Origin of the sequence: Rhodococcus sp. 4CII (assembly GCF_014256275.1) — a bacterium.
Classification (GTDB): Bacteria; Actinomycetota; Actinomycetes; order Mycobacteriales; family Mycobacteriaceae; genus Rhodococcus_F; species Rhodococcus_F wratislaviensis_A.
The window spans coordinates 20,441-46,145 of the sequence record NZ_JACCFE010000001.1; the positions used below are offsets into that span (position 1 = coordinate 20,441).

Below are 25,705 nucleotides of genomic sequence, written 5' to 3' on the forward strand. Positions count from 1 at the left end.
GAAACTAGATGTCCAACCGCAGCCGCATGCTCGTCGGCCTCGCTCTCACCAGCATGATCGCCGCCACCCTGACCGCATGCTCCGGCTCGTCGAGCGATGACGGTCGGCCCGGCACCGTCACGCCCGCCGAATCGTCCGGCGGATCCGACGGTTGGGACGGCAACATCGCCATCGGCGTCGGCAACCGCAAAGGCGTCGACCTCGTGACCCTTCCCGCCCCGGACCAGGTCGATGTCCAGTGCCACGGCGAGGGTGACAATCTCACCGTCGACATCACCGCACCGAACGGGTGGCACGCCACCCTCACGCACGGATCCCAGACCATCACGGTCGAGAACGAGACCCTCAGCTACCCAGCTCACGACTTCGCCGAATCCCCGGGGGCGATCGAGGCCGTCAACCGAACACGACCGAAGGGCAGCACAAAGCAGTATCCACTCGGCGTTACCTGGGACAAGCCATCGGTCGGAGAGGTCGAGATCCAGGTCGACGCCGACACCCCACCGCACTGGATGGTGAACTCCCCGTACGAGGACTTCGACATGTACATGCACATCAGCTGCGGCCTGAAGTAAGAGCCGACGCGACGCACCTTCCGCGCGGGGACGTGTCGTCTACGCAGTTCAAAGCATCAATTGAGCGGCGACAGACCGCGATCTAGGCGCCCCGGGGCTTCACCGCCAGCACCAGGACAAGCGTCCGATCCGACACCCTCCTTACTGATGCGTAAGATAGTGCCGCGCCTTCAGGTGTGAAGGTTTCCCGGTTCTTGACGACTTCGGTTCCGGATGTGGCGGCCGGCATGGCTCAGTGCCTGGCCACACCTGCCTATCCCCCGGTGGTGCTAGCTGTGTCTGTTCGACGTATCCATCATCTGAATTGCGGATCCTTCGATTCGCTCGCAAGCGGCCCCCTGGTCTCGCATGTCCTGCTGTGCGAGACGAACGACGGCCTGGTCCTAGTCGACAGTGGAATCGGCCGGTCGGATATTGCCGCGCCGAAAAATCGGCTCGGCCGCGTCGCCCTGGCCCTCGGGCCGGCGTTGCGCGTGGAGGAGACGGCCGCACATCAAATCGAAGCCCTCGGCTACCAACTCTCGGACGTGCGCCACATCGTGGCGACGCACCTGGACTACGACCACATCGGTGGCGCACTCGACTTTCCTCACGCAACAGTGCACACGACAGCCGCCGAACTCCGCACCGCGCAAGCGCGGCGCCGGCTACCCGAGCGTCTCCGGTATCGCCGCCCGCACGTCGAGGCGATCACCTCGTTCCAGACGTACGACGGGACCGGAGAAGAGCTACTCAGCCTTCCCACCGCACACCCGATCATCGGAGTCGAAGACGTGTGGCTCGTCCCGTTGCCCGGACATTCCATCGGCCATGCCGGTGTCGCGGTCCGAACCAGCAACCGCGGTTGGCTGTTTCATGCGGGAGATGCCTTCTACCATCGAGCAGCACTCTCCCCCAGTCGATCTGCACCAATAAGCCGCGCCGCGGCGCTGGGTGCGATCGAGCTGACTCTGGCCTCAATTCCCGCGAAAGTCCGTGCAAATCACCAGCAACTCCGCAAACTCGCACACGACCCCTCACAGCGAGTGTCCGTCTTTTGTGCGCACGATGCGATTCTGTTCGATCGGCTTCGCGCAGAACAGAGCCCGATTTTCCCCTGACCCAACGCTTACATAGGGTTGAGGTTGATGGAGGGGAGTTCTACGTGACAGACGTACTCGAAGGCCGCCAACAGAATGGCGCCTCAGAAACCGGCAATCAAGGCTGGGTAATTTTCGAAACTCTCGGTGTCGATGCAGGTCAAGAGCCTTGCGTCGTCTCCGAAGGCGGTCTCGCGCGCGACTTCGCGAGCCGGATGAAAAGGAGCTGGAGCGTCGCGACGAACCGTGGCGACGCCGCCAAACTCCGCGAGGCAGCACAGAAAGCCATCAGCGCCGTCCTCAAAGCCCGTAAACCACTTCATGATCGGGTTTGGTTGTCGCAGAACCGAACCGCGGTATCTTATGCGGCCCCCATCCTGTCTTCGAATGGGGAAATCTTTGGCGTGCAGGTATATATCGCAGCGGCCGGAGAAGCGCCGCCCCCTCCACGTACCGTCGGGACGTTCGAGTGGGATTTCGCCACGATGCGGTCCGAGCACACCCCTATCGTTGAGGAGAAGATCCTCGGTATCGACACCACCCAGCCCAACCGCAGCCTTCCCGAGATCTGGCGCTTCTTCACCGCCTTCGACAAGCGCGACGCCTACACCGTGTATGTCGGTCAGATCGGCCACGGCCAAATAGAACCCAGCCAGCCTTTTGCGGCCGAGATCAGCCTGGAGGGCGACGACAAGGTTCTACGGTGCGTGCACATGACAACCCGGGGTCGCGAGATCGGCGGCCGGAAGACCATTGCCGGCCTCATCCACGACCTCACCGACGAGACACACCCCAAGCGGGATTTCCACCGCGAGTACAGCAAGACCCAGGCCATGACGATCGAGAAGTCGCTTGCCGAGCCGATGGGCATCGGATACCTGGAGCTGATCACGGGCCTGTTCCTGGAATGGGATGTCACACCTCCTGGACCGCTCGCTCGCTGGCGCACCGAGGTCGCTGAGATCCACGAGAAGAGCCGAGATGCATTTCTCCATGCCCGGGAATCACTTCGGAACGGAGACGCCCTCAGCCTCGACGTGGTGCTGTTCGTCCGGTTCTCCGAGTCGGAGGCGTGGACACCCGCCGAGCTGACCATCACCGGAGTGGCTACAGCCAGCGCCGAGCACGGTGTAACGGTGGTGCAAGCGATGGTGCTGGTACGCCCCGGCACCGGCCCGCTGTGCTGGTAGTACACCATTCAATAACAGCGGCAAGCGATCTCGCCCGCCCAGCGTGATGGGCGAGATCGACACACCGCTCCGATCGTTCGGTTGCAGAGTTCCTGAGGACTGCTAATCTGAGGTCCGCGCTCCCCACCCGGGAGTTTCCTGAGGCTTGTCGTAGTCGGCTTCAGAAGAGGCAAAACAACGTGTGGCACACGTGTATCTTCTTGCGCCACACCGTTCCCGGGGGTGGGTTATGTCGATTCGAGCAACCGAGCTACTTCTCTCAGCGCTCAGCGTTGCGAAGAAGTGGGACCTCGGGGGGTCGACGCAGAAATCGTCCTTCGCCGGCCGATCGTTACGCCTCAGCAACACATCCCCAGCAGCCCTGCGCCCGACTGCACAATCCTCAGTCGAGTGGCGGCCGGGCGCGCCCACGCTCGTACGCCGCTCGAATCTCGGTAACGGACACTCCGAGTTCGCCTGCAAGCCGTTCAGCGACAGCATCGCCGAGCTTGGCGTGTCCGCGTTCGAGCGCGGCGAGGAGGGATGTCGACACGCCGATAATCCCGGCGAGCTGCGCTTGGGTTCGACCAGTCAGCTCGCGCAGCGTGCCAAGTTTGCGTTCCTCGACGGGGACATCTATCACCTCGTCCATTCGCAGTCCGAGAATTTCCACAACCCTCATCAATCGATCGACCTGAGGGGTCGATCGACCCACTTCCCATGCCGAGATCGTGGCCGTGCTCACATCGGCACGCAGGGCGAGTTCGCCCTGCGCCAAGTGCTTGTCGATACGCGCCTCGGAGAGCCGGGAAGGCACGAACCCATCCAGTGTTCGCCGGCTCATCCTGGGCAACCTCGCATAACGAGCCATGCTGCCCGACCTCCAGGACTGTTGTCACAAAAAAGTACGATAAACAAGAGCGATAAGGTGTAAGACTATATTAGAATCCCAAGGGGGATGAGCACCTGACTTCCCCCACACAACAAGAAACCCCCCGATCGCTACCAACGATCAGGGGGCCTCGACCGGAGCGGGGCTGCAACCCCTAGCCGGTCATAGCAGATTGGAACCTCTGCAATGAACACGTTAGCTGGCGCTCTAATAGAGCGTCCCAAGAAGCACCTATCCGCAACCCGATCGTTGGCAACTGCAAGTGCCGCTGACCTGGTACGCATCACGTCCCTGCACTCGACAATGGACGGACGCTGCACCGGATGCGGCTATGAGCCGACCATCATCAAACCGCTGTGCCCAGAGGCCGCGGCAGCACTACGTGAGCTGACACAGCGCGATGCGTGTCGACCGTCACGTAATTCCCCAGGGGTGTCCGTCACGTAATTCCCCATGCTCGGGCGTGCTGAGTCGAGGGTAACCCGAGCGGGTGGGGGTGCGGATCAGGTTGCGCCGGCGGTGCGATGTCCGGGTCGTTTGCGGGGTCGGTAGGACGGTCCGTCCATCAGGGTTTGGTGGCTGGTGTTGATGAGCCGGTCGAGGAGCGACTCGGCGACGACCGGGTTCGGGAACAGCGGGTACCAGTCCTTCGGGGCGCGGTTGCTCGTCAGAATCAGCGGTTTGCCGGCGATCGCCCGGTCGGAGACGAGATCGTAGAGGTCATCCGACTGGGTGGTGGTGTGCTCGCGCATCGCGAAGTCGTCGATGATCAACACCAGCGGACGGGTGTATTCGCGCATCCGCTGACCGATGGTGCGGTCGGCATGGCCACCGGCGAGGTCGGCAAGCATGCGGGAGCACTTGACGAAACGCACGTCCCCACCGCGGCGGGCGACATGATGCCCGAGTGCTTGTGCCACATGGGTTTTGCCGACCCCAACGGGTCCGTAGAGAATGACCGACTCGCCGGCGTCGAGCCAGCGCAGGGCGGCCAGGTCCCGCAGCATCGCCGCCGGGAGTTTCGGGTTCGCCGTGAAATCGAAGTCCTCGAACGTGGCCTGTTGCTCGAACCTGGCCCGCCGCAGCCGGCGGGCCAGCGCCGCCGTTTCCCGGCGGGCGATTTCGTCCTCACACAGCACTTGGAGGAATTCGAGGTGTCCGAGCTGCCCGTCCCGGGTTTGGGCGAGCCGGGCATCGAGCGTGTCGAGCATCCCGGTCAACTTCAATGTCTTCAGTGCAGCACGCAGGCTGGGATCATGAATGGTCATCACAGAAACCTCCTGGTTCAACGTGATTGCAGGACAGTTGGGTGGAGTCGAGATCAGGCGGTGCGTTCGGCGTCGAAGGCGTCGGGTCCGCGCAGGAACGCCGGCGCCGGCGCGGCGGCCGGGGCGGGCTGTCCGTCGTGTTCGGTGCCGGCGGCGAGGATGCCCTTGACGGTGCGGTAGCTGGGGTCCCCGACCTCGAGGGCACGGGCGCACGCCGCATTCAGGCGCCGATCCTCGTAGCGGTCCCGCAGCCGGACGATGCCCTGGATCGCCCGCAGCCGATGCAACGCGTTTACCTGCGACAACTCGGCGACCACGGCGACCGCGCCGGGACCGATCTGCTCGGCCTGCGCCCTGCACCAGGACACGGTCTGCAGTGTGTAGGCGATCTTGTGCGGCGGGTAGTGCTCGGGGTTCGTCGACCGCCCCGACAGGTGCAGCACGTGGGTGGCGACCACCTGCTCGGTATGGAAGATCTGCACCACGTCGCCGCTGGTGCGAATCAGCACCTGCTGGCCGATCAGCCGCCAGGGCACCGAATACAGGGCCTTGCCGGCCTTGACATGACAGTCCGGGGCAACCTTCCCGGCCTGATAGAGGACCGGTTCGAATGGTCGCGGTGGAAGCTGTGTGAGACGGTGCTTTTCGATGGCCTCGAACACCGCTGTCGGCTGCGCTCCGTCGAGACCGCGGTGCTGGTGCCGGCCGTAGACATCGGTGCACCAGGCCAGGGCGGCGTCCTGCATCTGCGCCAGTGAGGTGAACTCCCGGCCCTTGAAGAACGAGTCGCGGATATAGGGCATCGGACGCTCGATCCGCGGTTTGTCCTTCGGCTTGCCGGCGCGAGCCGGGTCGATCAACAGCCCGTAGAACCGGGCGAGCTCGGCATAGGCGCGGTTGATCTTCGGGTCGTACAGGTCCGGCCGGTCGACCCCGGTTTTGAGGTTGTCGCACACCATCCGGGCCGGGACGCCGCCGAAGAGCTCGAACGCCGCGACGTGCGAGGCGCACCACGAGGTCTGGTCCATCCGCAGCACCGGCTGGACGAACAGCATCCGCGAGCAGGTCAGGATCATCGCGAACGCCCATACCGCCACCCGACGGTCGGTGGCCGGATCCCGCCACATGCCGAGCTTGCCGTAGTCGACCTGGGCCTCGTCGCCGGGCGGGACCGGGCCACGGGGCACCGTCACCTTCGTCTCCGCCACCTGATCGGCGAATCGCGCTGCCACATAACGACGTACCGTCGACTCGGACACCGCGACGCCGTGGTCGTCACGTAGGCGTTGCGCAATCGTCGCGACCGTCACCGACGCGGTCAGCTGCCCGTTGATCCAGTCGTGGTGCGCGGCGATCGCCGGCCACGTCACCGCCCTCGCCGACGGGTCGCCGACCTCCGGAAACCACCCCGAGATCAGCTCCCGCCAGAGGGCCTCGTCGAACTTCCCGCCCTCGCCGTGCGCCAGCCCCGCCGCCAACGCGGGTGCCAGGTATTTCCGGATCGTCTTGCGGTCGATCCCCAGGGCCGTCGAGATCTGCACCTGGGACCGGCCGGCATGCCAGTGCCGGAACAACTCCATCAGATCGGTCATCGTCCACGTTCTCCTTGCCACCGTCAGGCCCCTTCCCGGGCCCGTTGTCGATGGCCCAGTCAGGAGCGAACCTGCAGCAGCACCCGAACCCCGGCCGACACGCCCCAGGGTGGGGAATTACGTGACGGCAGGGTGGGGAATTACGTGACGGCCGAACCCCTCAACCTGGGGAATTACATGACCGCTGACAGATGCGAAGACGGGCACCCGCGGAACTCAGTTTTCGAACTCCTCGACCAGCGATCTGCTGGCCTCATCACTTCAACACCGCCCAACCTCTACCGGCCGGTGCCTGCGCTGCGGATTCACCTACACCGCCGGGTGCGAGGAGTGCCCAGCACTCCGCGCTATTCGGAGGGAGCTCGAGAGCCGCGGCGTCACACAGATTCGACCAGAGGCCCAAGATTCGGCACTCTGCTCCGGCCGAGCGCAGGCATGGGAGGTTGAGGGGCAGAGCGCAGCCCAGTTGCGGCGCGTAATTGACGCGTGCAAGCAGTGCCCGCTCCTCGCCCAATGCCGCACCGAGATCCTCCGGGCAATCGAACAAGGTGAGCCGCCGCGAGGGATGATCGTCGCCGGCGACGCCTACGACCTGCGTGGAAACCGAATCGAACACCGCCACCTGGCGCGATACGAAGCAGTGGCCTCGGGCTCTCGAAGTCGATGGGATACGACGCGGGCTGGAGTCGCAGCATGACCGCCCCCACGCCCTGCTCGATCGACCCTGAATCCTGGGACCTGGATGCAGGTTCCTACCGCGCCGGCCTCGACGCCCAGGCCGAATGCCTGCGGTGCCCGCGACTTGCCGCCTGCCGGAGAGAGGTCGCGGAGTTGACCAGCGCGGGCACTCCCCCGCAGTCGATGATCTGGGCGGCAGTTGCGTACCGCCACGACGGCGGAGCCATCCTGACCCGCCGTGACCTGCGCGCCTACTACAACCGGAGCGAAGGCCAGCGTGAGGCCAACCGAGGGGTGGCGGCATGACATCACTCGTCGATCGCGTCTACTTCATGGCCACTGGTCAGCTGGAGTCCCCTGCCACTGAGGGCCCCTCAGCCATTCGGTGGGGTTGGATCGCCGACCTCTATGCCCACCCGCAGTGGGGTCTCGTCACGGTCCCCGGGTTCTCACAGGCCGAGGCGCAGACTGTCGCCTCCCTTTGCCGCGCCACACCGATCGACTCTGTCGACTCGATCTCCGCACGCTGGAACGTCTTCGAGCAGCTGGCGGCGATCAAGCTCGATCGCGCGCCGTCCGATTACGCATGGGCCGCGGTAGCCAACTCGTCGATCGATGCCCGGGACTACTTGGCCGGCGGCAACTTCAGTGGTGTCGAGACGGTCACCAGCGCCTTCTGGGCGCATCTCGCCGTTCATCCGACGGCGGTCGCCGAGAACCGGATCTCAACGGCAATCGAGGCGTGGACCACCCGTTTCCACAGCTCAACGAGAGGGGCAGCCGCATGACCAACGTCACCGCCACCGACCGCCATGGACACGAGTGGGAACTCATCCCGATGCAGGAGATGGTCTGCGCGCGACGGGTCGCCGATGACGTCACCGTGCTCGACGCCGAGGACCTCATCCACGACCACGGTCCGCTCCTGCTCTCCGCAGGTCAGTCCGGATTCGGGGTTGGAACACGCGACTCGCTTCTCGACGTGATTGATCTCGTCGTATCGGACCCGGAAACTGCCTCGGTCGACCAGGTCCGCGAAGTCGCGACCATCGCTCAACGCATGCTCACCGCCCGACCCGCGCCGAAGCCGGTACGCCGAGAGCAGACGCCGGCGTTCTCAGCCGCTCCCCGGCTTCAGTCGTCGCAGAGCCGCAATGGTCTCGACCGCCCGTGGTGACCACCTCAAATCGCACGCGACACACCTCACGGCGTCGAGTTCGGCATCGAGACCGTCACGACGGTGTTCTGGGCGTTTGGCGGTCAGCCTTCTGGTGTCACGGCAGTTCGGGCTGCAATCGCGGCCTGGGACACCCTCTCGAGCCCTGAGTCGCAGGAGGTCGCAGCATGAGCAGATTCGTCACAAATGCATCACGCGTGCCTAACCGATCGGCGCCATCGGGCGTGGTGAGATGGTCGATGACCTGTGTCCAGAGGGAAGGAAGTGATGGCTGTGGCTGAGTAACGAAATGAACGTCCTCGATACCTAATTTCATCAGCGCAGACCCTCAGAAAACGAAAAAACCCCCTGGTGGGGGTGGTTTCAAGTCAGGAACCGCAACCGCGGATTTCGTCGAGGAGGACTTGGCAGGTCCTCCTCACCAGGAGGGTGAAGGCCTTGGCAGGGCCGTCACGTTCTCTGAGGTGAGTTTCGAAAGCGCGAACTTTCGAACTCGTACTGCAAACCCCGAAGGGCTTTTACCTGTGACAGGTACCGCCCAGGGTAACTCATACCCTGAATCAGCATTGCTAACTCGATCATCGACGCTCGGCGTGTCGTCCGACACGCCGGTGCAAGCAGTCGATCCTGCTCCCGATCCGGAGTGGGCCGCACTCGTTGACGCCGCGCACCACAACGTCAGCGAACTCGAACACCTCAACCATGCGAGTGGTCAGCGTGGCAGCTCGTGGGCACTACCCGTCGCTGAAGGCGCGTACCGGGATATCCCGGTGTGGTCGGGTAAGGGTGCGTGGCTGCGACAGGTTCGCCACGCGGTAACCAACACCGACACCGGCCGGGCTGCGGTCAAAAAGCGCCGCATTGGCGTTGAAACGATGGTCGCGGTCGCGGCCGCCCACGCACGATTCGCCGACTCCACCACCGGACGGGACGTCACTGCTTCGGTGGCCAAGATCGGCCGGGTGGCAGGGGTATCCGAATCGGTGGTCCAACGGGCACGACGCGTGCTCCGTGACCTGAGTGTGGGCTACGAGGTAGTCCGCGGTCGCCAACTGCAGAGCCGTGAATTCATGGCGGCCGAGCTGCACCATGGCGGCCACCAGCGCGGAGCTGCGAGCGTGTGGGCCCTGTCGAGCCCCCGATGGGTCATCGAGGTCACTCCTCAGCCAGTAGCTGCTCAGCGGCGCTCCCCCGCACGCTCTGTGCACCGGTCACAGGCGCATCGGCAGCGTCGCCAACGGCAGCAGGCAGCAGCCGCCAAAGCCGCGGCGAGTAATCCCCAGCTCAGCGAGCGGGACACCCTATCTCTTGGTTCTTCAGTTCTTGAGAAGTTCTCTCGTAAGAGAGAACTCACCAAGCGCGCGACGCACACAGGAGAAATTTCCACCAACACGTACCGGCCCCTGCACACCCAACGCGCGGCCGCACAACTCGCCCGACTCGCCCCCGCACTGACGCCGGATGGACATATCGGCCAGCTCGTCGACGTGCTCGTACGCACCGGCATCGACACCACCCGCTGGACCGGCCGCGACATCGCCGACGCCCTCACCCGCGACACCCAGAACCGGGGGTGGACCTGGCCGGACGCGAAGAGCTGGCGCACCGGCGGCTACTCGGTCCAGAACCCGGTCCGATACGCCCACATGCGGCTCTCACGCATCGATTTCACCGGCCCCTCCCCGAGCCAGCAACGAGCCAGAATCGACGCCCAGCGACGCGCTGAGCAGGCGGCACGCGCTACCGAGGCTGCGGAGGCCCGCTCCCGGGCAGCAAGTGCCGAACACCGCGCGGCGATGCGAGCGAATTGGCGCACACTCGCTGCCGCTGCGAGCACCACACACCACGGAGGGGGCCACGAATGATCGCTGCCACCAGCCTCCATCGGATACAACTCCTCGCCTTTCCGAGCTTCGTGGCGAATCACGGGGTAGTGCCCCTTGAACCGAGAGGGGATCCCCGACCTCAAGCCGGGTATCCCCTGAGATTGATCTTTCAGATGCAGCTAACTGGACGGAGCCTATTGCTCCGCAATGCTGACTATTTCTTGCGGAGTTTTCACTCCCTTGAGACGGTCAGCCTTAACACGGAGCCGTGCAGCTGCTGCCCTTTCCCCCTGGGTTATTTCATGGCCGGTGATGGCAGATCGCCCGACGACCGCCCAGCCGTCTTTCAGCTCGACGGTGCGCCCTTCCTCGGTCTGCTCGAAGGCGAGCCAGCCTCCCGACTTCGGGTGTTCCACCGGCTTCCGGAAGCGGCACGGAGCGCGTTATTGCGCGGGTTCCCGCTGACAAGGAAGATTCGGCATAAGGTGCCGGAAACGACCGCGTTCACCCCGCACCTACTTCGAGGACGGAGCCCCACGTGTCGACGAGCCAGACGAAGACGCCAGCCAAACGGCGCCGCTCCCCCGCTCGCCAGCAACGAACGGAGCAGGTCAGCAGGAACTCCGACTCGGTCCGCGAACGGCTACGCATCGGGGCCACCACCGTCGTCGTCGACACCGCCGGCAGCGAGATCGAACTCGACGACCGCACGTTCGCCAAAGCCAAGACGAACGAGTGGACCATCCGCATCATTGGTACTTCTCTAGTCCGCATCCACCTCGACACCCCGCTCCCGGAGACCGCGCAGATCGTCGCCACGGACGCCGCCCGCCTCCAGATCACGGGCCGGGTGCGGCTCTACGCCTACACCAACACAGTCGTCGACGCGTTTGACGACTGCATCGTGATTGCGCGCAACCATGCCGGTATCAACGCCTGCGACAGCGCCCAGGTCAACGCGACGGACAGCGCCTTCGTTAATGCCTACGACAACGCGGTGGTCTACGCGGAGGGCGATGCGGTGGTCCATGCCAGTGGCAACGCGCATCTCGTTCTCAGGGACGGCGCTCGGGCGACCACTGAGCGCGGTGTCACGGTTCATGGGCCTTCCCGCGAGAATGTCCGCGTCCGACGCTGAGATCCCGTTCGTAGGCCGATCTGTCTCCATGGGAAGCAATCGAATGGACATGCGGGGTTCGTGGATACCGCGAAGACGTGAAGGTTGCTGAACACGGGCTACACGTCTTCTCGCTCTGCTCCCCTACTGCGCTTTGCTCCCCTACTGAGGGTGGTTAGTGCTGCGCTTGCGGAACCTGTGCCATGGAACGGCCAGGCGCGGGGAGAATTTCTGCGCGAAGGATGACCCCTACAAGGCTGCGGTTGGCTTCTGGAGCGGTATCTGACCTGCTGCTCCGCCTCGTCAGAAGATCTCCGATGAGCAAAGAGCAGCTGTAGTCAGCTGCTGTTTTGTGAGATTCCGGTAGCAGAGATGATCTGAGATTTCCTTAGGTAACTGCATGTCACTGCAGGTTATATGCGCTTGCCCTACATACGATCTGACTAGCTAACCGGAGCAAACCAAAGATATGTGCACTAGCTATAAGCTAATATAAGCTTATATAAGCGCCCATATGGGAATAGGAGAGGGGAGGAACATGACGATCACTGCGATCGCAAACCTCAAAGGTGGCGTCGGAAAGACCGTGGTCGCCGGTGGGCTCGCGCATGCCGCTGCCGCTACCGGCCGGACGGTTCTGCTGGTTGACGCGGACATGCAGGGCAACTCCACGAAGCACCTCACCGGCTACACGACAGCTGAACCGTCGCCCCATTCGCTCGCGGATGTTCTCGACCGCCAGACGGATCTGCCGATGCGGGACGCGATTGTCGCCGCGCGACGGGAAGAGATTCACGTCGTGCCGTCGGGCTTCGCTGAACTTCAAGCGGTCTCGGACCAGCTCGGCACCAAGCCCGGAGGAGAGATGTCCTTCGCCCGTGCTCTCAAGCCGGTATCCGGCGACTACGAGCACATCCTGATCGACTGCCGCCCTGCGATTGACCTCGTTTCCCGGAGCGCCTTGTACGCCGCCGACAATCTCCTGATCGTCGTCAACCCGGAACACGATGCAGTCGACGGCCTTAATTCGCTCCAGACAGCTCTCGAAGACCTGGCCGAGTACATGGACAAGGTCCTCCCAATCGCGGGGATTGTCGTCAACAAACTTGACGGCCGTCGGAAAGATCACGCGGAGGTCATCGACTACCTCAAGGAGTACGGGGCCGCGGATGGTATCGCCCTGCTTGGCGACCCGATCATGCACAAGGGGGATATCTCCAAGCTGACCAACGTCGGCATGGGTTTCGACGAACACCCCTCCAATCCGGTCTGGTCCCGCAACCTCCATATCAACTTCATCGAGATCCTGGAGAAGGTGGCCCTCTGATGAGCAAAATTCCCCAACCTGCCCGACCCGTGCCTCGTAGTACGCGAACCCCGTTCGCTCAGCCCGCGGCAACGACGACCGCAACGCCAGGCACTGTTGCGTCAGAGTCGACCGCAACGTCGCCTGACGCGCCCGCAACAGTCACTCGCTCCGCAACATCGCCTGCAACGCCGCGGCAACGCAAGGCCGCACCGGCGTCGGCGAAACCGGCAACAGAGAAGAAACGCAAAGCCCAGACCACCGACATCCTGCTGTCGTTGGAAGAAGAACTGAAGGACCGCATGGTCGCCGCACTCGAACACACCCGCCCCCGCACCGGGATCAAGAGCCAGCAGGTGTTCATCCGCACCGCGATCGATCAGCTGTGCACCAAGCTCGAAACCCAGTACAACAACGGCGAGCCTTTCCCTGCGCCCGCTGACGAAATCGCCATATAACCCCTATGGGCAGGCATCCACCATATGGGCTATATGGCGCAACGTTGCGCAGAAGAGAATATGGCGCCTGCCAGCACAAACAGCATTGCGTAGCAACGGCCGCAACGGCGGCAACGAGAGAGACCCCGCCGGGGCCTAGCCGGCGGGGCCTCATCGACCGGGACCCCGTGGAAGGAAACCCCGATCTATGAATGACCTTAATCTCAAGGCTGCACGAATCCAGCTCCGCGCCCTGATCGCGGCCCTGGTCGTTGCGATCCTTATTGCGGTGGGCATCACGGCAGGTGCCTTCGTACTGTCCTTCGCCGTGCTTCGCGACCTCGCATTGCAGGCCACCCTGCCGTACTGGCTCACCTGGATCTTTCCCGCGATCGTCGACGGCGCAATCTTCGGCGCAACGATTGCCGTCGTTGCACTCAGCAAGATCAGCGGCAGCTCGGCCGGCAAAAGGTTCTTTCTGGGACTTGCGATCGCCGTTGTACTGATCAGTGTGATCGGCAACGCCGTCCATGCGTACAAGGCGGCCGAGATCTCCGCACGCAACGTTGCGGCCGGCATCGACCTGGGCTACATACCGCTCGCACCCACCGGGGCCGCTCTCATTGCGATCATCCCGCCCCTGTTGGTTCTGGCCTTCACCCACGGTGTGGGCATCCTCATCAAGGCAATCGGCACCGCCCACAGCGAATACGCAGAGGTCGTCAACGCCGCCCGGCTGATGCCCGCAATCGCCGACAACACCCCTGAGCGCAACGTGGAGACCGTCCACAATCCTGCCTCGGTGCGCTACCGAGCAGAATCCATTGCGCGCGACCACGACGTTGCGCAGGCATCGGCCGTTGCGTACTCGTCGATTGCTGAGGCTGCCGACCCGGCGGCGCTAGCGACATCGGCCGATGCCGAACTGTCGGTCGAGGACCAGACCACCATTGCGACCGACACGCAGCCTGTTGCGCAGGTCCCCGAACCGATCGTTGCCGACGTTGCGGACGTTGCGGACGTTGCGGACGTTGCGGACCTGGGGGAGTGGGGCGTTGCAGGCAATGCGCTGGACGAGGGCTCCCAGGAGATCTACGTGTTGCCGGACGAGGAGCAGACCATCGAGAATCTCCTCGACTTCATCGACTCGTGCGACTTCGAGCCCGTCGTCAAGGAGACAGCGCGTCTCCGGATTACTGAGAACCTCAGCTACGCGGAAATCGCGACGATTACCCGGGCCAAGGCGGCATCCACCGCAATGCGCCGCTTCGTCAAGGTCGAGCAACGCGCTGTGGAGGCCGGATTCCGAACGCCGCCGCTGCCCGAGGTCGACGACGCAACCGATAACCGCATTGCGGCAACGCCCGACCAGCAGTACACGTTGGTGGGGGCACGCTGATGTCCCGCCCGGGCAAGAGCGGCGACGATCGGTTCGCGCTCTTTGACCTGACCGCCGGCGAGGCGGACGAGGAGGAGGTGCCGACGGACGTTGGTGCGGCAACAACGACCACCGAAACCGACGTTGCGTTGCAACACTCACCCGTTGCGGACGCAACTGAAGCCGACGTTGCGCTCCAGGAGCACGGCGACGAAGCAACATCGGAGGCGGACGCAACGGACGCCGGTGTTGCCGACGATGCAGCCGAGTCGGCCGCAACGCCGACGCCGGTGTGGGAGTCGTTGCCGGTGGGGGGAGGACGCCGACGGGCACGCCTGATCGTGACCGCCGCGGGCACGTACACGCCGTCCGGGCGTGAGCTGACCGGTCCGGTCGATTCGGTCGAGAAGCTCGACAAGCTGATTCGCTGGGCCTCCCTGACCCCGCTGGGTGCCCCTCCGCAGATGTGGGTCGTCGGCCAGGTCGCTTGCGAGGCATTGGTGATCAGGGCGGCATTCGCCGACGACGAGTTCGCCGCCGACGAAGGGGAGGGGGAACTCTGATGGCCCTGCATCTTCCCAAGCCGCGCACCACGAAGCCGGCGCAGCAGGCGGTCGGTCTCGATGGCCTCAAGGTTTCCGTCGCCAGCGCCGCGACCAGCGGTGTGGAGAAGTCGAAGCAGGTCAAAAGCGGGGGACTCGCGGGTTTAACCAGCAAGGTCTCGGTGAAACAGTTGCGTAAGGAACTCGGCAACGAGGGCCTGCGGCAGGCCGCAATCGATGCCGGCCGCACACCGCCGTCCGCCCGCACGTTGCGCCGGTGGGCCCAACTTGGCCGCATCCCCCACCCGGATGTTCTCGAGCGAGCGCAACGCCGTGCGGCGATCGAACGCCTCGGCGGCATCGACGCTGTGGCCGCGAAGATCGGCCGATCCCGCTCCGCGGTCTCCCGATACCGGTCCGGTGAAACGAACGAGTTGCGCGCCGACGCCAGCAAGAAACTCCGCAACGTCAAAGCCGAGGACATCATGAAACGCGCCGGCGTACTGCGCCCCGACGGAACACCCAAAAAGGCGGTCATCCGCGTCAAGGGCGGTGTCATGGTCCGCAACGGCGCCGACGAGGGCTACGACTACCGCATCCGAACCGACCCTGGACTTCGCGAACTCCGACACCCCGTTCACCAGTGAAGAGTCCCGCGAACTCGCCGCCGCACTGGCAGGCGACGATCACGCCCGCGTCGTCGCGTTGCTCGAGCGGCACGCCACCCTCGACTACCCCGAAAATAAAGGCTTCGACACGTACAGCGATCAATTCGGATTCCACTTCGACCACATCGACTCCGTCCACATCGACTGGATCTAACATCCAGCCGCGGCCTCCCAGGCTGGGCAAACTGAGTTATCCACAGGGCTGCTAGAGATTTCCGCGCCAACTCACGACACTGTGCCCCTCACCTCGACGTGGGCATGGCCGGCTGGCACAAGCGGTACTGCCTACCGACAGGTGAACCACCACTTGTCCGCCGGGTAGATGAGGTGTCGATGCCTGCCACACGTCCGACCGCTCGCCGCGTACTCGCCGCACTGGTGACCGCGACGGTCGCCACCGGAACGGCCGCGCTGACCGCCCCTGCCGTCGCACACGCCGACCCGGCGGGGTGCGCCACCACATACAACCTGTTCATCCCCGGAACCTGGGAAACCAACGAGAACGCGGATCCTTCGGTGCCGGTAGGCATGCTCAAACCGATCGCCGACGCCATTAAGACCACCCAGGGCGACCGGGCCGAGGTCTACACCCTCCCGTACATGGCCCGCGCGTTCGACAACGGCCACACCTACGCCGACAGCAAGTCCGACGCACGCGCGAAGGCGGACAACGTGCTGTCCGAAGAGGCAAGCAGGTGCGCGCGAACAAAGTTCACGATTACCGGCTATTCCCAGGGCGCGGACGCGGCCGGCGACCTGGCCTCCGCCATCGGCAACGGCAATGGCCCCATCCCACCCGAGCGAGTACTCGCAGTCGGGCTGTTGGCCGACCCCGGTGCCGGCACCAAAGGTGCCGCTGTCGTCGGTCCGCGCTCGACCGGGACCGGCATTGCCGACCCGCGCCCGCAGGGGATGGGCAAGCTCTCGGGGCGCGTCGCCTCTATCTGCTACTCCGGCAAGGACCTGTATTGCTCGATCCAGAAGGGTTCGAACCCTCTGCTCGGATCGCTCGGGTCCATCCTGAGCAAGTCACCGAGCATCGGTGCCGACGCCACAGCGGGAGGTGGGAATTCGACCGTTGCTACCGCATTGACCTCGGATTTCTCCAAGGCCGACCTGCCCGGGATCAGCGCGAACACCACGTCGTTGGCGCAGCAGAGCAGCGCGAACACGATCGACGTCGCCCAGGTTGCGAAGTCCGCCACCTCGCTGATGAACACGCTCACACCCGTGGCCGATCTGATTGCGAGTGGCGCCGCGAACTCTGCAGCCACGACCCAACTGACCACCGCAGCGCCCGGCACGGCAGAGCACGCCGCCGGCCAGGTCCTTGGCGTCGCCTCGCAAGCGGATCTGTCGAGCGCACTGACCACCGCGGCGAAACTGGCGGACACCGCGTCGTCGCTGGTGCAATCGGGGACCACCATCCTGCCGTCCGCCTCGCCGGACGCGACCGCATTGTCCACCGCAGCAGGAACGCTGAGCACCCAGGTCGCACCTCTGGCCGCCACGCCCGCCGACGCGCTCTCGTCCGCATCGAGTGTGCTGTCGGTGCTCAAACCGAGCGTCGTCGTCGGTCAGGCGCTCAACGTGGTGACGAACGTGACCGCCCTCGACCTCCCGGGCATCCTCCGCAACCTGACCCTGCTCCCGCAGAAGGTCGCCGCCCTCGACGCACGCGGGGCACACCAGATCGCAGGGGAGCTGAACAACCAGGTCTCGCCGTTGGTCCGGCTGGCCGCGGGCGTCGACCTGCGGTGGGTCTCCCAGATCCTCTCTGTCATTCCGGATCCCACCGGGTACACGCAGATCGCCGCCCTGGTGACCTCGATCCTGGGGAACGTTGACATCGTCAGACTCGCCAATCTGGTCGGTCAGATTCAGGAAATAGCATGGGCGGCCGTCGAAAAGCTGCTTCCACCCCCTGGACAGGTACCTGACCCGCTCGGCGCCGGAGCGGCAATGACCGGGCTGCTGCCGGTCGGCCTCGATCTTGCCTCCGTGGCGGTGAACATGCTCAGCGGGAAAGCCACCAAGACCGACGTGGCGCTCCTGGGCAAACAGACGAACACCGCCTCCAACGCGATCACCGCCCAGGCACAGAACGTCGACCTACCCGGCCTGACCGGATCGTTGACCACGATGGCCAGCTCCCAGGGCGCAGACGACCTCGCCGCCCTGGTCGGAGAAGGACTGAGCGCCGCGAGCTTCTTCACCTCCGGTGCGCACACCGACTACGGAAATCTCGTCGTCGACAACGCCGGCCGCAGCGCCATCAAGTGGCTCTCAGACTGGCTCAACCTACAAATCGGCCGGGCCGCGTGACCCGCCTCCGACACCGAATCTGTACGTAGAGAGGCGAACTGTCATGACTACCCACCGATCACACAATCCCGCCGCACGGTGGATTTGGTGCGCACAGTGCCGACAACGCGGCTACCTCGCTCGCGGCGACGCCAAGAAGGTCCGTAAGCAGCGCCACCACGGTGCCAAAGGACTCGCGGTGTTCGCCTGTCCGCACAACCCTGGCCAGTTTCATGTCGGCCTCCGCCCAGCCGCGCTCGGCAACGGCACGCTCACGCGCACGCAGCTGCGCCGGAGCCAGCTGGGCCTGTTCACCGACGGCGCGGCCGCGACCAACTGAGGAGAACTGATGGCGAACAAGTTCCGGGCGCTGGCCGGCGGATCCATTCTGGCCGCTGCGGCGCTCGCGCTCGTCGGCCAGCAGAGCGTGCTTGCCGTCGTCACAGACATGAACACCACCCTGGCTGACGTCTTCACGGTGGCCGACACCGAAGAACCTGCACCTGCCCCCACAGATGCCCCACCAGGCCTCGACCAGCTGATTGGCGCGCTGACGGTTGTCGACGAACTTCCCACAGTGCCCGGATACGACCGAGACTGCGGTAAAGGGAACGGCTGCGTCTTCGGCCCATCCTGGACCGACAACTACACCGGCCCGGACTCACACAACGGCTGCGACACCCGCAACGACATCCTCAGAACCCAGTTGATCGACGTGCGATACAAGCCGAACACCCATGACTGCAAGGTCATCTCGGGCACACTCAACGACCCCTACACCGGTACCGCGATCGCATTCTCGACCGAGAAGCCATCGGCCGTGCAGGTCGATCACGTCTATCCCCTCGCGAGAGGATGGCGAGCCGGAGCCGCCACCTGGACCCCGGAACAACGCGTCGCCTTCGCTAACGACACCGCCTCGAACTTGCTCGCATCCGAGGGCAAAGCGAACCAGGCGAAATCAGACCAGGGGCCGGACACCTGGCTACCCTCGAACACCGCATTCAGGTGCGAGTACGCGCAGAGCTACCTGGCAGTCGCCGCCAAATACCACCTAGCCGTCACCGCCGGCGACGTCGACGCAGCACGCCGCGAGTGCACCCGATGACCCTAGGCCGCCACCGTGCACACAGACGCCTCGCCTTCACCGCCCCACCGGCATAGCCTCCACGCAGGCAGGGGCGGTGTTGTGTGGGGAGGCTCTCTCGACTTGCAAAGGACGCCCGCGGAGGGTCGATCCTGACTTCCTCCGCGAAGTTGATGTGTGCCATGCTGAGGACACAGTTCGTGAAAGCGTGGGGGAGACATGGCTGTTCAAACACTGACGCGATCCGGCGGAAGGCATGGCTGGGCGATCCGCTGCGATCTGTGCGAGCACCGGTTCACCGCTGCAGTGGCCAGCCAATCTGACGCGTGCAGCTTCGCGCAGACCAACGGGTGGATCATCGACGGCACCACACGTTGCCCAATGTGCGCGGCAACGCAGTCGGCGGCGGCCCGACCAGGATGAACCTGCGGCCGGGCCGCAAGCGGAGCTGTGGTGAGGTAGACCAGTCGTCAGCGAAAAGGGGAGAGGCGATGGGGGAGTCCAACCGGTCGGGGCAGGTCCTTGTCATGGTGTCGTTCTGGTGGAGTCGCGGAGACGAACTCGCCAACCACCAACTCGGGAAAATCCTGACCCGAGCAGGATGTTTGGACGGGGAGATCACCGACGCCGCGGCCGTCGATCGTGCCCTGCGTGCAGTCGGTGACGAGCAGGCACTTGTGGCTGAGCTGGACGAATGGTGGCAAATGGTCGCGGCCCGCCGAAGCGACAACACCACACAGAATCCTGGTCTCAGCCTCGGCGGTTCGATCCGGTACCTCACCGACCGCCTGGACGCGGACCGAGTTACCCCGGAGTCGATCGGGGAATGCCGCCGGCAGATCGCAGCTCTCGATACCCAGATCGTCAGTGCGAAAGACCTGCCCGAACTGGCCCACCCCGATGCCGAGATGCTCACCCTCCTCACCCGCTACATGGAGGCGCGGTCACGGGTATTGGCAATGACTTCAACGTGATCCAGTCACACGGGTAACAACTTGTGTTGAAATCGGTGGCAGCTTCGTGTTCTGTAGGCGTTGCGGGATCCTCCCCCCCGAGCCCGCAATGGCCGCTCTAGCCTCCCCTTGGCATCTGAGCGCGCCGGAAGCGCCCCAGTCTGGTAACCAGCTGGGGCGCTTCCTATGCCTTGCCGATCGGCCCAGCCCAGCCCCTCATGGGACGAACTGGAGTCGGTGATCATTCGTTTGAGCTGGGGAAATGACACGTCCCCTTCGCTGCGTGTCAAAGTCGAGAGGAAACGATGCGATGACGAGCGCCGCTGATCCCCGCCGGGGGAGCATCACCGAGGAAATTCACTCTCGGCTGTTCTCTGACTACAAGCGCCCCTCACGACCCGACCCCACCCCTCGTCGACCTGAAACCGCCGGCGACGGGCGCACTTCGCGGCAAGGGATGGAAGACTGCTCGCGACGTGATTCGCAGGATTTGCTGCCTCGGTTGCAGTTACGATGACGGACTACCGCGCTCTGTGCGCGGATGCCGAGCCCGTCAGTTTGAAACACACCGGAGGCTGGCGGGCCGCGGCTCACCCTGATCTGTCAGCGATCGAACTTGTCTGGAGCTGCCCACCGGTCCGCTTGAGGGTCGGGGCCGATACACGGAGGTATCCGAACTGTGGTGCCGCATGGGGCTGGGGCAGAAGTAGGACCGGTGTCCGCCACGTGAATGAGCGACACTGCGTCTGGTACACATCACAGGCATGAAGCTGAGAAGTGTTTCCCTTGCGGTGTTCGCCGCTGTCCCGGCGGTAGCCCTGCTGACTGCCGGCACGGCTGCCGCGGCACCGGAAGATGTCGCCCTGACCGCCACGGTCAGTGGAAGCACCGTCACTACGACGATCACCAATAACACTGGTGCGGACGTCTTCTGCATGATTTACGGCACGAAGCCGGGAACGAACCCCGAGGTGGACCCGATCACGTTCTCAGCCGGGTTGGGTGATTGGCTTGAGGGTGCCGCTCTCGATCCCGTGAAAATCCCCGCCGGGGGCGGTCCGCTCACCTACCCGGACATCCCCGTGGGTGAGTACCAGGTCGACTGGGCATGCGTGAACAACTATTCCGGTGAACCTGGCCACGAGGAATGGGGAACGCCGGGGGCGATTAGCGCCTATGCGACGACACAACCCGTCCTGGTCACTGTCAGCGCTGTGCCTGCGCCAGCTCCAGCTCCCGGGAGTGGGTCTGCCTCAATTTTCGGTTCCTGAGAATCAAGGCATCTGTTCCCGTGTCGCCCAACGCTCACCTGGTTTGAACTCGGTCCCGGAGCACGGTGGTACGTACAGCGTCGTATCGCAGTGGCGACAGAAGTACGTGCGATGCCCGCCGTGCCCGGCGCTGGCACACCCGCAGACCTCCCATCCGACCAGGCACGTTCCGCCGGTCAGATCGTGACCTGGGGCACTGGTCAGGGGCGGGTTCTGTGGACCTCACCTTCTGATCTTCGCACATATGTTCGACCTGCTGCTATGCTGGTTATGCCCCGGTCCGGAGGGAAGCCGGCCGGGGCATAACTCCAGTTCAAAGACGTAAAACGCGACGCCGACGATCTTGTGCCTGTCGGACAGGTCGGCACCGGGTTTCCGCTGTCATGCGCCGCCGGTGCGGGACCTGTTCACCCCGCTCGCGAGGACTACGAGCCCTCTGGTCGCATCTTCGCCGTATGCGGTCGTTGCGTCATCCGCCGATTCTCCCCATTCGCCATTCAGCTTGGGACGCCTCTTGCAAAGAGTTGCGACTGACGTCGCGAGGCGGGACGTCTTCCCTAATCCCTTTGAACGAGGGGCGCCCGGAGGCCCCCACCGGTCTTCCCGAAAGCCCACATCAACAACGACTTCCGCCTGGCCCGAAGAAGCCGGACCAACAGCAGTGAACCCATAGACATCACCACGTGGTCCTGCCGCCCGGTTCTCGCACGACTAGCGATCAGTTTCCGACATATCGACCCAGGGAGGAGGGGACATGTCATCTCCGCAGTACTCTGCGCTCATGTGTCGCTCGAAATCACACGGAGCCCGCCGGTGCCCGGGGTGCGGTAGTTACAGTGCCGCAGCGAAAGCGAACGCGAACCGCCGGCACGGCCGCAACGCCCGCAAGAAGGTCGTCGACCACCTGAAAGAGCAAGGGATGGTCGAGACAGCCGCCGCGGTGCAATCGGCACCACCGAGCATCCTGCCGGAACTGATGGCCGCGTTGGGCATCGACCAGTCGGTGCTGGGGGACACCCCGATGCCGAGTGTGCACGCGAACCCGCCGTCGGCGAAACTGCTGATCGCCCATGCTGAGGCCGAGCGCGCGAAGCTGGCCGGCTCGCAGATCACTTCGGCGCAGGCCGCTCTCGATGAAGCCGAGCAACGCGTCACCGACGCCGACGCGGAGGCCGAGGAAGCCCGCAAGGCGGTCAACCGGATTCGGGCCCGACTGAGGAAGGCAAAGAAGGCTGTCGAGGACGGCACCGGCTCATCGTTCGACGTCGCAGCGAAGCAGAAGGACCTCGACGACGCCAAACAGGCGCATATCGACGCCAAGCGCCGGCAGGTCGAGGCCCGGGAAGATCTGGCAGCCGCGAAGTTCGGGATGCGCGACGACATGGCCAGTGGCGCCGAGCGCGATGCGTACTACGCGTCGCTCTCGGATGACGAGGTCGATGCGATCGCCCGATCACTCAACCGCCGCGCCGCAGCTGAAGCGACGCAGGCGCTCTCCGAGGGTGGCCAGCCCGCCCTGGCGTCGGCTCCCCGGGACACGAGCATCTACAAAGCCGGCACCATCGCGATGGAAAGCGGATCCGGTGTCACCGAAGTCGAGGGGCGTCTCCTCGACGGCGGCACCGCCATCTACCGGCGCGGATCCTCGGACTTCGTCATCTTGCAACGCAAGGGCGACGCCTACCACCCGGTTGCCCAGGCACACGGCAAAAACGATGCCCTGGCCAAGGCCAACCGCATCCCCGTCATGACCGGGCCCGATCCGTTGCCCGCGAACGCCACAGAGATGCAGAAGCAAGCCCACGCCATGAAGGGAGACGTCGCCCTCGTCGTGGCTCGCCGAGCAGTCGACGGCCACGCCTCCACACCGTCCGCTCAACAGGCGACGATCGACGAGGAGATGGCCGAGGCCCACGATAAGCTGACCGACTCGGTCGGCGGCGGCCCCGTCCGCGCGGACATCCACGACGGCATCAAGCGGCACCGTCGTGCGATGCAGGAGAAGGCCGCGGTCGAGGCCGGCGAACAGGCCCGTGTGAAGGCACTTGCCGTCGGCGCAACCAAGGCCGAGGCCGACGCCGCCTATGCGAAGGCGCACCGGCGCGCACTGGGAACCCAGACGGTCGGCGGAGGCACCATCCCGCACTTCGACCACGACATCCCACCGCAGAGCCTCGGCGCCGACAAACACGCCAGCTTGTGGCGCAGCGGAATACGCGCCTACGGCAAGGAAACCGCCGACGACTACCCGGTGATCGCCCAGCGGGCCGGCGACCTGAAGGCCTGGGGATTTACGACCGGACCGGGCGGGCACGTGCAGACCTCGAACATCGGCGCGCTGACCACCTCCAACGCGGAATTCGTGCAGAAGATGCTCAGCTACAAAGAACGCAGCGCACTGACCACCTACACCGGCGGCAGCTACCGCTCGATCAACGCCGCCATCACCGGCCGCGACGCGAACCCGTCCGGACACATCAAGACCGTGGTGTCCCAGCTGGACTCAGCATTCGACAAGTTCCGCGGGCACAACCCGAACAAACAACCGATGACACTGGTTCGCGGCACCCAGGTCCCGAGCGGGTGGAAGGGCACCACCGAGGAGTACATCGACTCGGCCTTCACCGTCGGGTCGCGGATGGAGATCGGCAAGGTCACCAGCTTCTCCACGAACCACGGCACGGCGCACAACTTCGCCGGCCACCCGCCGTACATGATGGTCGTCCGCACCCGGGACGGGCTTCCGGTCAAGTCCATCTCGAGCTACTCCTCCGAGGACGAGGTGGTTCTCCCGATGGGCACCCACCTGCGCTGCGTGAAGGTCGACCACCACGGCATCAGCGGCCGGCCGACGGTGTACATGGTCGCCGAAGACCTGGTCGCCGAAGCCGACGACGGCACCGGCGGCTCCACGACCAAGGCCGCGTAAACCTACACCTACCAGGTAATATGACACGTCCCCTCCTGAAGGGGCGACGAGGGAAGGACCATCACCATGGCCGCACTCAACGACGAGCAGCTCGACGAGATCCGCCGGCACCTCGACGAAGGCATGACCCCCGACGCAATCGCCGACTACCTCGGCCGCGTCGCCGACCTCGACCTCCTGGACATCGTCACCATCCGCTCCGCGGCGGTCGCCCTGTCGCGTGGGGAGACCCCGTGACCGCACCTGCCGCCGGCAGCGACACCGCACTGCTCGCCCGCTACGGAAACGCCCTGACCGGCCTGGCCGCCGGCGACGCCTGGGGCTTTCAGGTCGAATTCACCAGCTACACACGGATGCCGGCCTATCCGGTCGCCCCACCGGCCGGTCATTGGGTGATCTCCGATGATACGCAGATGACCATTGCCCTTCACCGTGCTCTGGCCGAGGTCCACGACTTCGCCGACATCGAAACGGTTACCGACGCGATCACCCGGCAGTTCCTGTTGTGGCAGGTCGACCCCGACAACACCCGCGCCCCGGGCCGCACCTGCATGACATCGCTGCGCAACCTCCGCGCCGGCGCCCGCTGGTACGACACCGACGGGGCCGTCGAGTCCGCCGGCTGCGGGGCCGTGATGCGCCTGGTCCCCACCGCCTTCGCTCCCGACCCGTATTGGTTGGGCTTGACCGCTCTGCAGGCCGTGATCACCCACAAGCACCCCCGGGCCGTCGTCCCGGCGCTTCTGCTTGCCGATGCCACCCGCCAGGCCCCGGCCCAGCGCGGCCGGTTCCTCGAACATGCCCTCACGACCGCCGCGCAGATCTACAACGGCACCAGCACCTGGACCGAGGACCGCTACCTTCAGGACGTCCTCGCCCCAATCACGGGGGACGTGTCATCTTTCCTGGTAGATGGCTTGAATGACGACGTGGCCGACGCGCTGATGCGCGCCGCGGACAGCCGGGACCGACTGCAGGGTGTCGAGCCGACAAGCTACGGCGACCCGTGCGCCGGCATTGGTGAAGGCTGGGAATCGGCCAGTGCCGCAGCCCTCGCTCTCCTGGTCGCCGACATGGCAACTGCCTCGGGCGGCGACGCTCCCGCGTTGACCGGCCCCCAGGCCCTCGCCTGGGCCTCGACGAGCAACGGCGACTCCGACTCCATCGCCTGCATCGCCGGCGGAATCATCGGCTCTGCGCACCCTGAGCCCGACTACTGGGCAGCGAACGGACTCAATCCGACTTTCGAGCCCCGCTACGCCGAGGAGCTCGCCGCTGCGGCACGTCAGGGGACGTGTCGTCTGCACTGGTGAACGCGATATCGACGAGCCGCCACCAGCTCGTTGATCGGGATTCGCTCCAGCGCTTTGCCCGTCGGCACGACCTGTGCCGGCGGGTATTTCGCTATTTAGGCGCCACCCCGGCCGCCCTGCCGGTTTGACCTGTTGAACTTCTCG

23 protein-coding genes and 1 pseudogene are annotated in these 25,705 nt (G+C 64.8%); 21 read left to right on the forward strand and 3 right to left on the reverse strand.

Translation table 11 applies throughout. The annotated features are described in order from the left end of the window. The first annotated feature begins 8 nt into the window (after positions 1-8). The 3 genes from H0B43_RS00085 (at position 9) to H0B43_RS00095 (ending at position 2,844) form a co-directional block, all read left to right on the forward strand. The gene (locus H0B43_RS00085) at positions 9-575 is read left to right on the forward strand and encodes a hypothetical protein (protein WP_185730633.1); all 567 of its coding nucleotides are present in this window, start codon (positions 9-11) and stop codon (positions 573-575) included. Positions 576-850: 275 nt separating this feature from the next. After that, positions 851-1,675 carry an MBL fold metallo-hydrolase gene (locus H0B43_RS00090; RefSeq protein ID WP_312034163.1) on the forward strand — a complete coding sequence of 275 codons (825 nt, stop codon included), beginning with the start codon at positions 851-853 and terminating at the stop codon, positions 1,673-1,675. Between the two features lie 44 nt (positions 1,676-1,719). Next, the gene (locus H0B43_RS00095; RefSeq protein WP_185730634.1) at positions 1,720-2,844 is read left to right on the forward strand and encodes a GAF domain-containing protein; all 1,125 of its coding nucleotides are present in this window, start codon (positions 1,720-1,722) and stop codon (positions 2,842-2,844) included. A gap of 382 nt (positions 2,845-3,226) precedes the next feature. On the opposite strand, the gene H0B43_RS00100 is transcribed toward H0B43_RS00095, so the two are convergent. From H0B43_RS00100 to istA, 3 genes are all read right to left on the reverse strand, one after another. Further along, positions 3,227-3,667: a helix-turn-helix transcriptional regulator gene (locus H0B43_RS00100; protein WP_063786632.1), complete on the reverse strand. Its 441-nt coding sequence runs from the start codon at positions 3,665-3,667 to the stop codon at positions 3,227-3,229. A 551-nt stretch (positions 3,668-4,218) separates the two neighbouring features. Next, positions 4,219-4,983, reverse strand: a complete 765-nt coding sequence (gene istB, locus H0B43_RS00105; RefSeq protein WP_072816447.1) for an IS21-like element helper ATPase IstB — start codon at positions 4,981-4,983, stop codon at positions 4,219-4,221. A gap of 53 nt (positions 4,984-5,036) precedes the next feature. After that, positions 5,037-6,575 carry an IS21 family transposase gene (gene istA / locus H0B43_RS00110; RefSeq protein WP_185723831.1) on the reverse strand — a complete coding sequence of 513 codons (1,539 nt, stop codon included), beginning with the start codon at positions 6,573-6,575 and terminating at the stop codon, positions 5,037-5,039. A 693-nt stretch (positions 6,576-7,268) separates the two neighbouring features. On the opposite strand from istA, the gene H0B43_RS00115 reads away from it, so the two are divergent. From H0B43_RS00115 to H0B43_RS00205, 18 genes and pseudogenes are all read left to right on the forward strand, one after another. Then, a complete protein-coding gene (locus tag H0B43_RS00115) occupies positions 7,269-7,559 on the forward strand; it encodes a hypothetical protein (RefSeq protein ID WP_054249034.1) in 291 nt (96 codons plus the stop codon). Then, entirely contained in the window at positions 7,556-8,041 is a 486-nt protein-coding gene (locus H0B43_RS00120) for a hypothetical protein (protein WP_185730635.1), read from the forward strand. The genes H0B43_RS00115 and H0B43_RS00120 overlap by 4 nt, the downstream gene beginning before the upstream one ends. After that, entirely contained in the window at positions 8,038-8,430 is a 393-nt protein-coding gene (locus tag H0B43_RS00125; protein ID WP_252190412.1) for a hypothetical protein, read from the forward strand. Before H0B43_RS00120 ends, H0B43_RS00125 begins: the two co-directional genes overlap by 4 nt. A gap of 593 nt (positions 8,431-9,023) precedes the next feature. Continuing rightward, complete coding sequence (locus H0B43_RS00130) at positions 9,024-10,295, forward strand: hypothetical protein (RefSeq protein WP_185730636.1); 1,272 nt, start codon at positions 9,024-9,026, stop codon at positions 10,293-10,295. Between the two features lie 499 nt (positions 10,296-10,794). Then, complete coding sequence (locus H0B43_RS00140; protein ID WP_185730638.1) at positions 10,795-11,394, forward strand: hypothetical protein; 600 nt, start codon at positions 10,795-10,797, stop codon at positions 11,392-11,394. Between the two features lie 517 nt (positions 11,395-11,911). Beyond that, positions 11,912-12,700, forward strand: a complete 789-nt coding sequence (locus H0B43_RS00145) for a ParA family protein (RefSeq protein ID WP_185730639.1) — start codon at positions 11,912-11,914, stop codon at positions 12,698-12,700. Next, entirely contained in the window at positions 12,700-13,137 is a 438-nt protein-coding gene (locus tag H0B43_RS41125; RefSeq protein ID WP_252190413.1) for a hypothetical protein, read from the forward strand. Before H0B43_RS00145 ends, H0B43_RS41125 begins: the two co-directional genes overlap by 1 nt. Before the next feature lie 268 nt (positions 13,138-13,405). Next, complete coding sequence (locus H0B43_RS00155; protein WP_397517537.1) at positions 13,406-14,515, forward strand: DUF2637 domain-containing protein; 1,110 nt, start codon at positions 13,406-13,408, stop codon at positions 14,513-14,515. Continuing rightward, positions 14,515-15,057 (forward strand): hypothetical protein, encoded by a 543-nt coding sequence (locus H0B43_RS41130; RefSeq protein WP_397517538.1) that lies wholly within the window; start codon positions 14,515-14,517, stop codon positions 15,055-15,057. The genes H0B43_RS00155 and H0B43_RS41130 overlap by 1 nt, the downstream gene beginning before the upstream one ends. Continuing rightward, a pseudogene (locus H0B43_RS00165) lies at positions 15,057-15,858 on the forward strand (hypothetical protein). The gene H0B43_RS41130 and the pseudogene H0B43_RS00165 overlap by 1 nt, the downstream one beginning before the upstream one ends. A gap of 179 nt (positions 15,859-16,037) precedes the next feature. Further along, on the forward strand, positions 16,038-18,029 hold the full coding sequence (locus tag H0B43_RS00170; protein ID WP_185730641.1) for a cutinase family protein: 1,992 nt from the start codon (positions 16,038-16,040) through the stop codon (positions 18,027-18,029). 43 nt (positions 18,030-18,072) lie between these two features. Further along, complete coding sequence (locus tag H0B43_RS00175) at positions 18,073-18,348, forward strand: hypothetical protein (RefSeq protein ID WP_185730642.1); 276 nt, start codon at positions 18,073-18,075, stop codon at positions 18,346-18,348. 9 nt (positions 18,349-18,357) lie between these two features. Continuing rightward, a complete protein-coding gene (locus H0B43_RS00180) occupies positions 18,358-19,116 on the forward strand; it encodes an HNH endonuclease family protein (protein WP_252190414.1) in 759 nt (252 codons plus the stop codon). Positions 19,117-19,586: 470 nt separating this feature from the next. Then, complete coding sequence (locus tag H0B43_RS00185) at positions 19,587-20,069, forward strand: hypothetical protein (RefSeq protein WP_185730643.1); 483 nt, start codon at positions 19,587-19,589, stop codon at positions 20,067-20,069. A gap of 743 nt (positions 20,070-20,812) precedes the next feature. Then, a complete protein-coding gene (locus H0B43_RS00190; RefSeq protein WP_185730644.1) occupies positions 20,813-21,319 on the forward strand; it encodes a hypothetical protein in 507 nt (168 codons plus the stop codon). Between the two features lie 919 nt (positions 21,320-22,238). After that, positions 22,239-24,248: an ADP-ribosyltransferase gene (locus H0B43_RS00195; protein ID WP_185730645.1), complete on the forward strand. Its 2,010-nt coding sequence runs from the start codon at positions 22,239-22,241 to the stop codon at positions 24,246-24,248. Between the two features lie 66 nt (positions 24,249-24,314). Continuing rightward, complete coding sequence (locus H0B43_RS00200; protein WP_005567710.1) at positions 24,315-24,485, forward strand: hypothetical protein; 171 nt, start codon at positions 24,315-24,317, stop codon at positions 24,483-24,485. Then, positions 24,482-25,561: an ADP-ribosylglycohydrolase family protein gene (locus H0B43_RS00205; RefSeq protein ID WP_185730646.1), complete on the forward strand. Its 1,080-nt coding sequence runs from the start codon at positions 24,482-24,484 to the stop codon at positions 25,559-25,561. Before H0B43_RS00200 ends, H0B43_RS00205 begins: the two co-directional genes overlap by 4 nt. The last annotated feature ends 144 nt before the right edge of the window (positions 25,562-25,705 follow it).

What these genes read in the sequence shown, in the direction of transcription:
- H0B43_RS00085 (WP_185730633.1), top strand. Translation starts at nt 9, where the DNA reads ATGTCCAACCGCAGCCGCATGCTCGTCGGCCTCGCTCTCACCAGCATG.
- H0B43_RS00100 (WP_063786632.1), bottom strand. Translation starts at nt 3,667, where the DNA reads ATGAGCCGGCGAACACTGGATGGGTTCGTGCCTTCCCGGCTCTCCGAG.
- istB (WP_072816447.1), bottom strand. Translation starts at nt 4,983, where the DNA reads ATGACCATTCATGATCCCAGCCTGCGTGCTGCACTGAAGACATTGAAG.
- istA (WP_185723831.1), bottom strand. Translation starts at nt 6,575, where the DNA reads ATGACCGATCTGATGGAGTTGTTCCGGCACTGGCATGCCGGCCGGTCC.
- H0B43_RS00115 (WP_054249034.1), top strand. Translation starts at nt 7,269, where the DNA reads ATGACCGCCCCCACGCCCTGCTCGATCGACCCTGAATCCTGGGACCTG.
- H0B43_RS00120 (WP_185730635.1), top strand. Translation starts at nt 7,556, where the DNA reads ATGACATCACTCGTCGATCGCGTCTACTTCATGGCCACTGGTCAGCTG.
- H0B43_RS00125 (WP_252190412.1), top strand. Translation starts at nt 8,038, where the DNA reads ATGACCAACGTCACCGCCACCGACCGCCATGGACACGAGTGGGAACTC.
- H0B43_RS00145 (WP_185730639.1), top strand. Translation starts at nt 11,912, where the DNA reads ATGACGATCACTGCGATCGCAAACCTCAAAGGTGGCGTCGGAAAGACC.
- H0B43_RS41125 (WP_252190413.1), top strand. Translation starts at nt 12,700, where the DNA reads ATGAGCAAAATTCCCCAACCTGCCCGACCCGTGCCTCGTAGTACGCGA.
- H0B43_RS41130 (WP_397517538.1), top strand. Translation starts at nt 14,515, where the DNA reads ATGTCCCGCCCGGGCAAGAGCGGCGACGATCGGTTCGCGCTCTTTGAC.
- H0B43_RS00170 (WP_185730641.1), top strand. Translation starts at nt 16,038, where the DNA reads ATGCCTGCCACACGTCCGACCGCTCGCCGCGTACTCGCCGCACTGGTG.
- H0B43_RS00175 (WP_185730642.1), top strand. Translation starts at nt 18,073, where the DNA reads ATGACTACCCACCGATCACACAATCCCGCCGCACGGTGGATTTGGTGC.
- H0B43_RS00180 (WP_252190414.1), top strand. Translation starts at nt 18,358, where the DNA reads ATGGCGAACAAGTTCCGGGCGCTGGCCGGCGGATCCATTCTGGCCGCT.
- H0B43_RS00185 (WP_185730643.1), top strand. Translation starts at nt 19,587, where the DNA reads ATGGGGGAGTCCAACCGGTCGGGGCAGGTCCTTGTCATGGTGTCGTTC.
- H0B43_RS00190 (WP_185730644.1), top strand. Translation starts at nt 20,813, where the DNA reads ATGAAGCTGAGAAGTGTTTCCCTTGCGGTGTTCGCCGCTGTCCCGGCG.
- H0B43_RS00195 (WP_185730645.1), top strand. Translation starts at nt 22,239, where the DNA reads ATGGTCGAGACAGCCGCCGCGGTGCAATCGGCACCACCGAGCATCCTG.
- H0B43_RS00200 (WP_005567710.1), top strand. Translation starts at nt 24,315, where the DNA reads ATGGCCGCACTCAACGACGAGCAGCTCGACGAGATCCGCCGGCACCTC.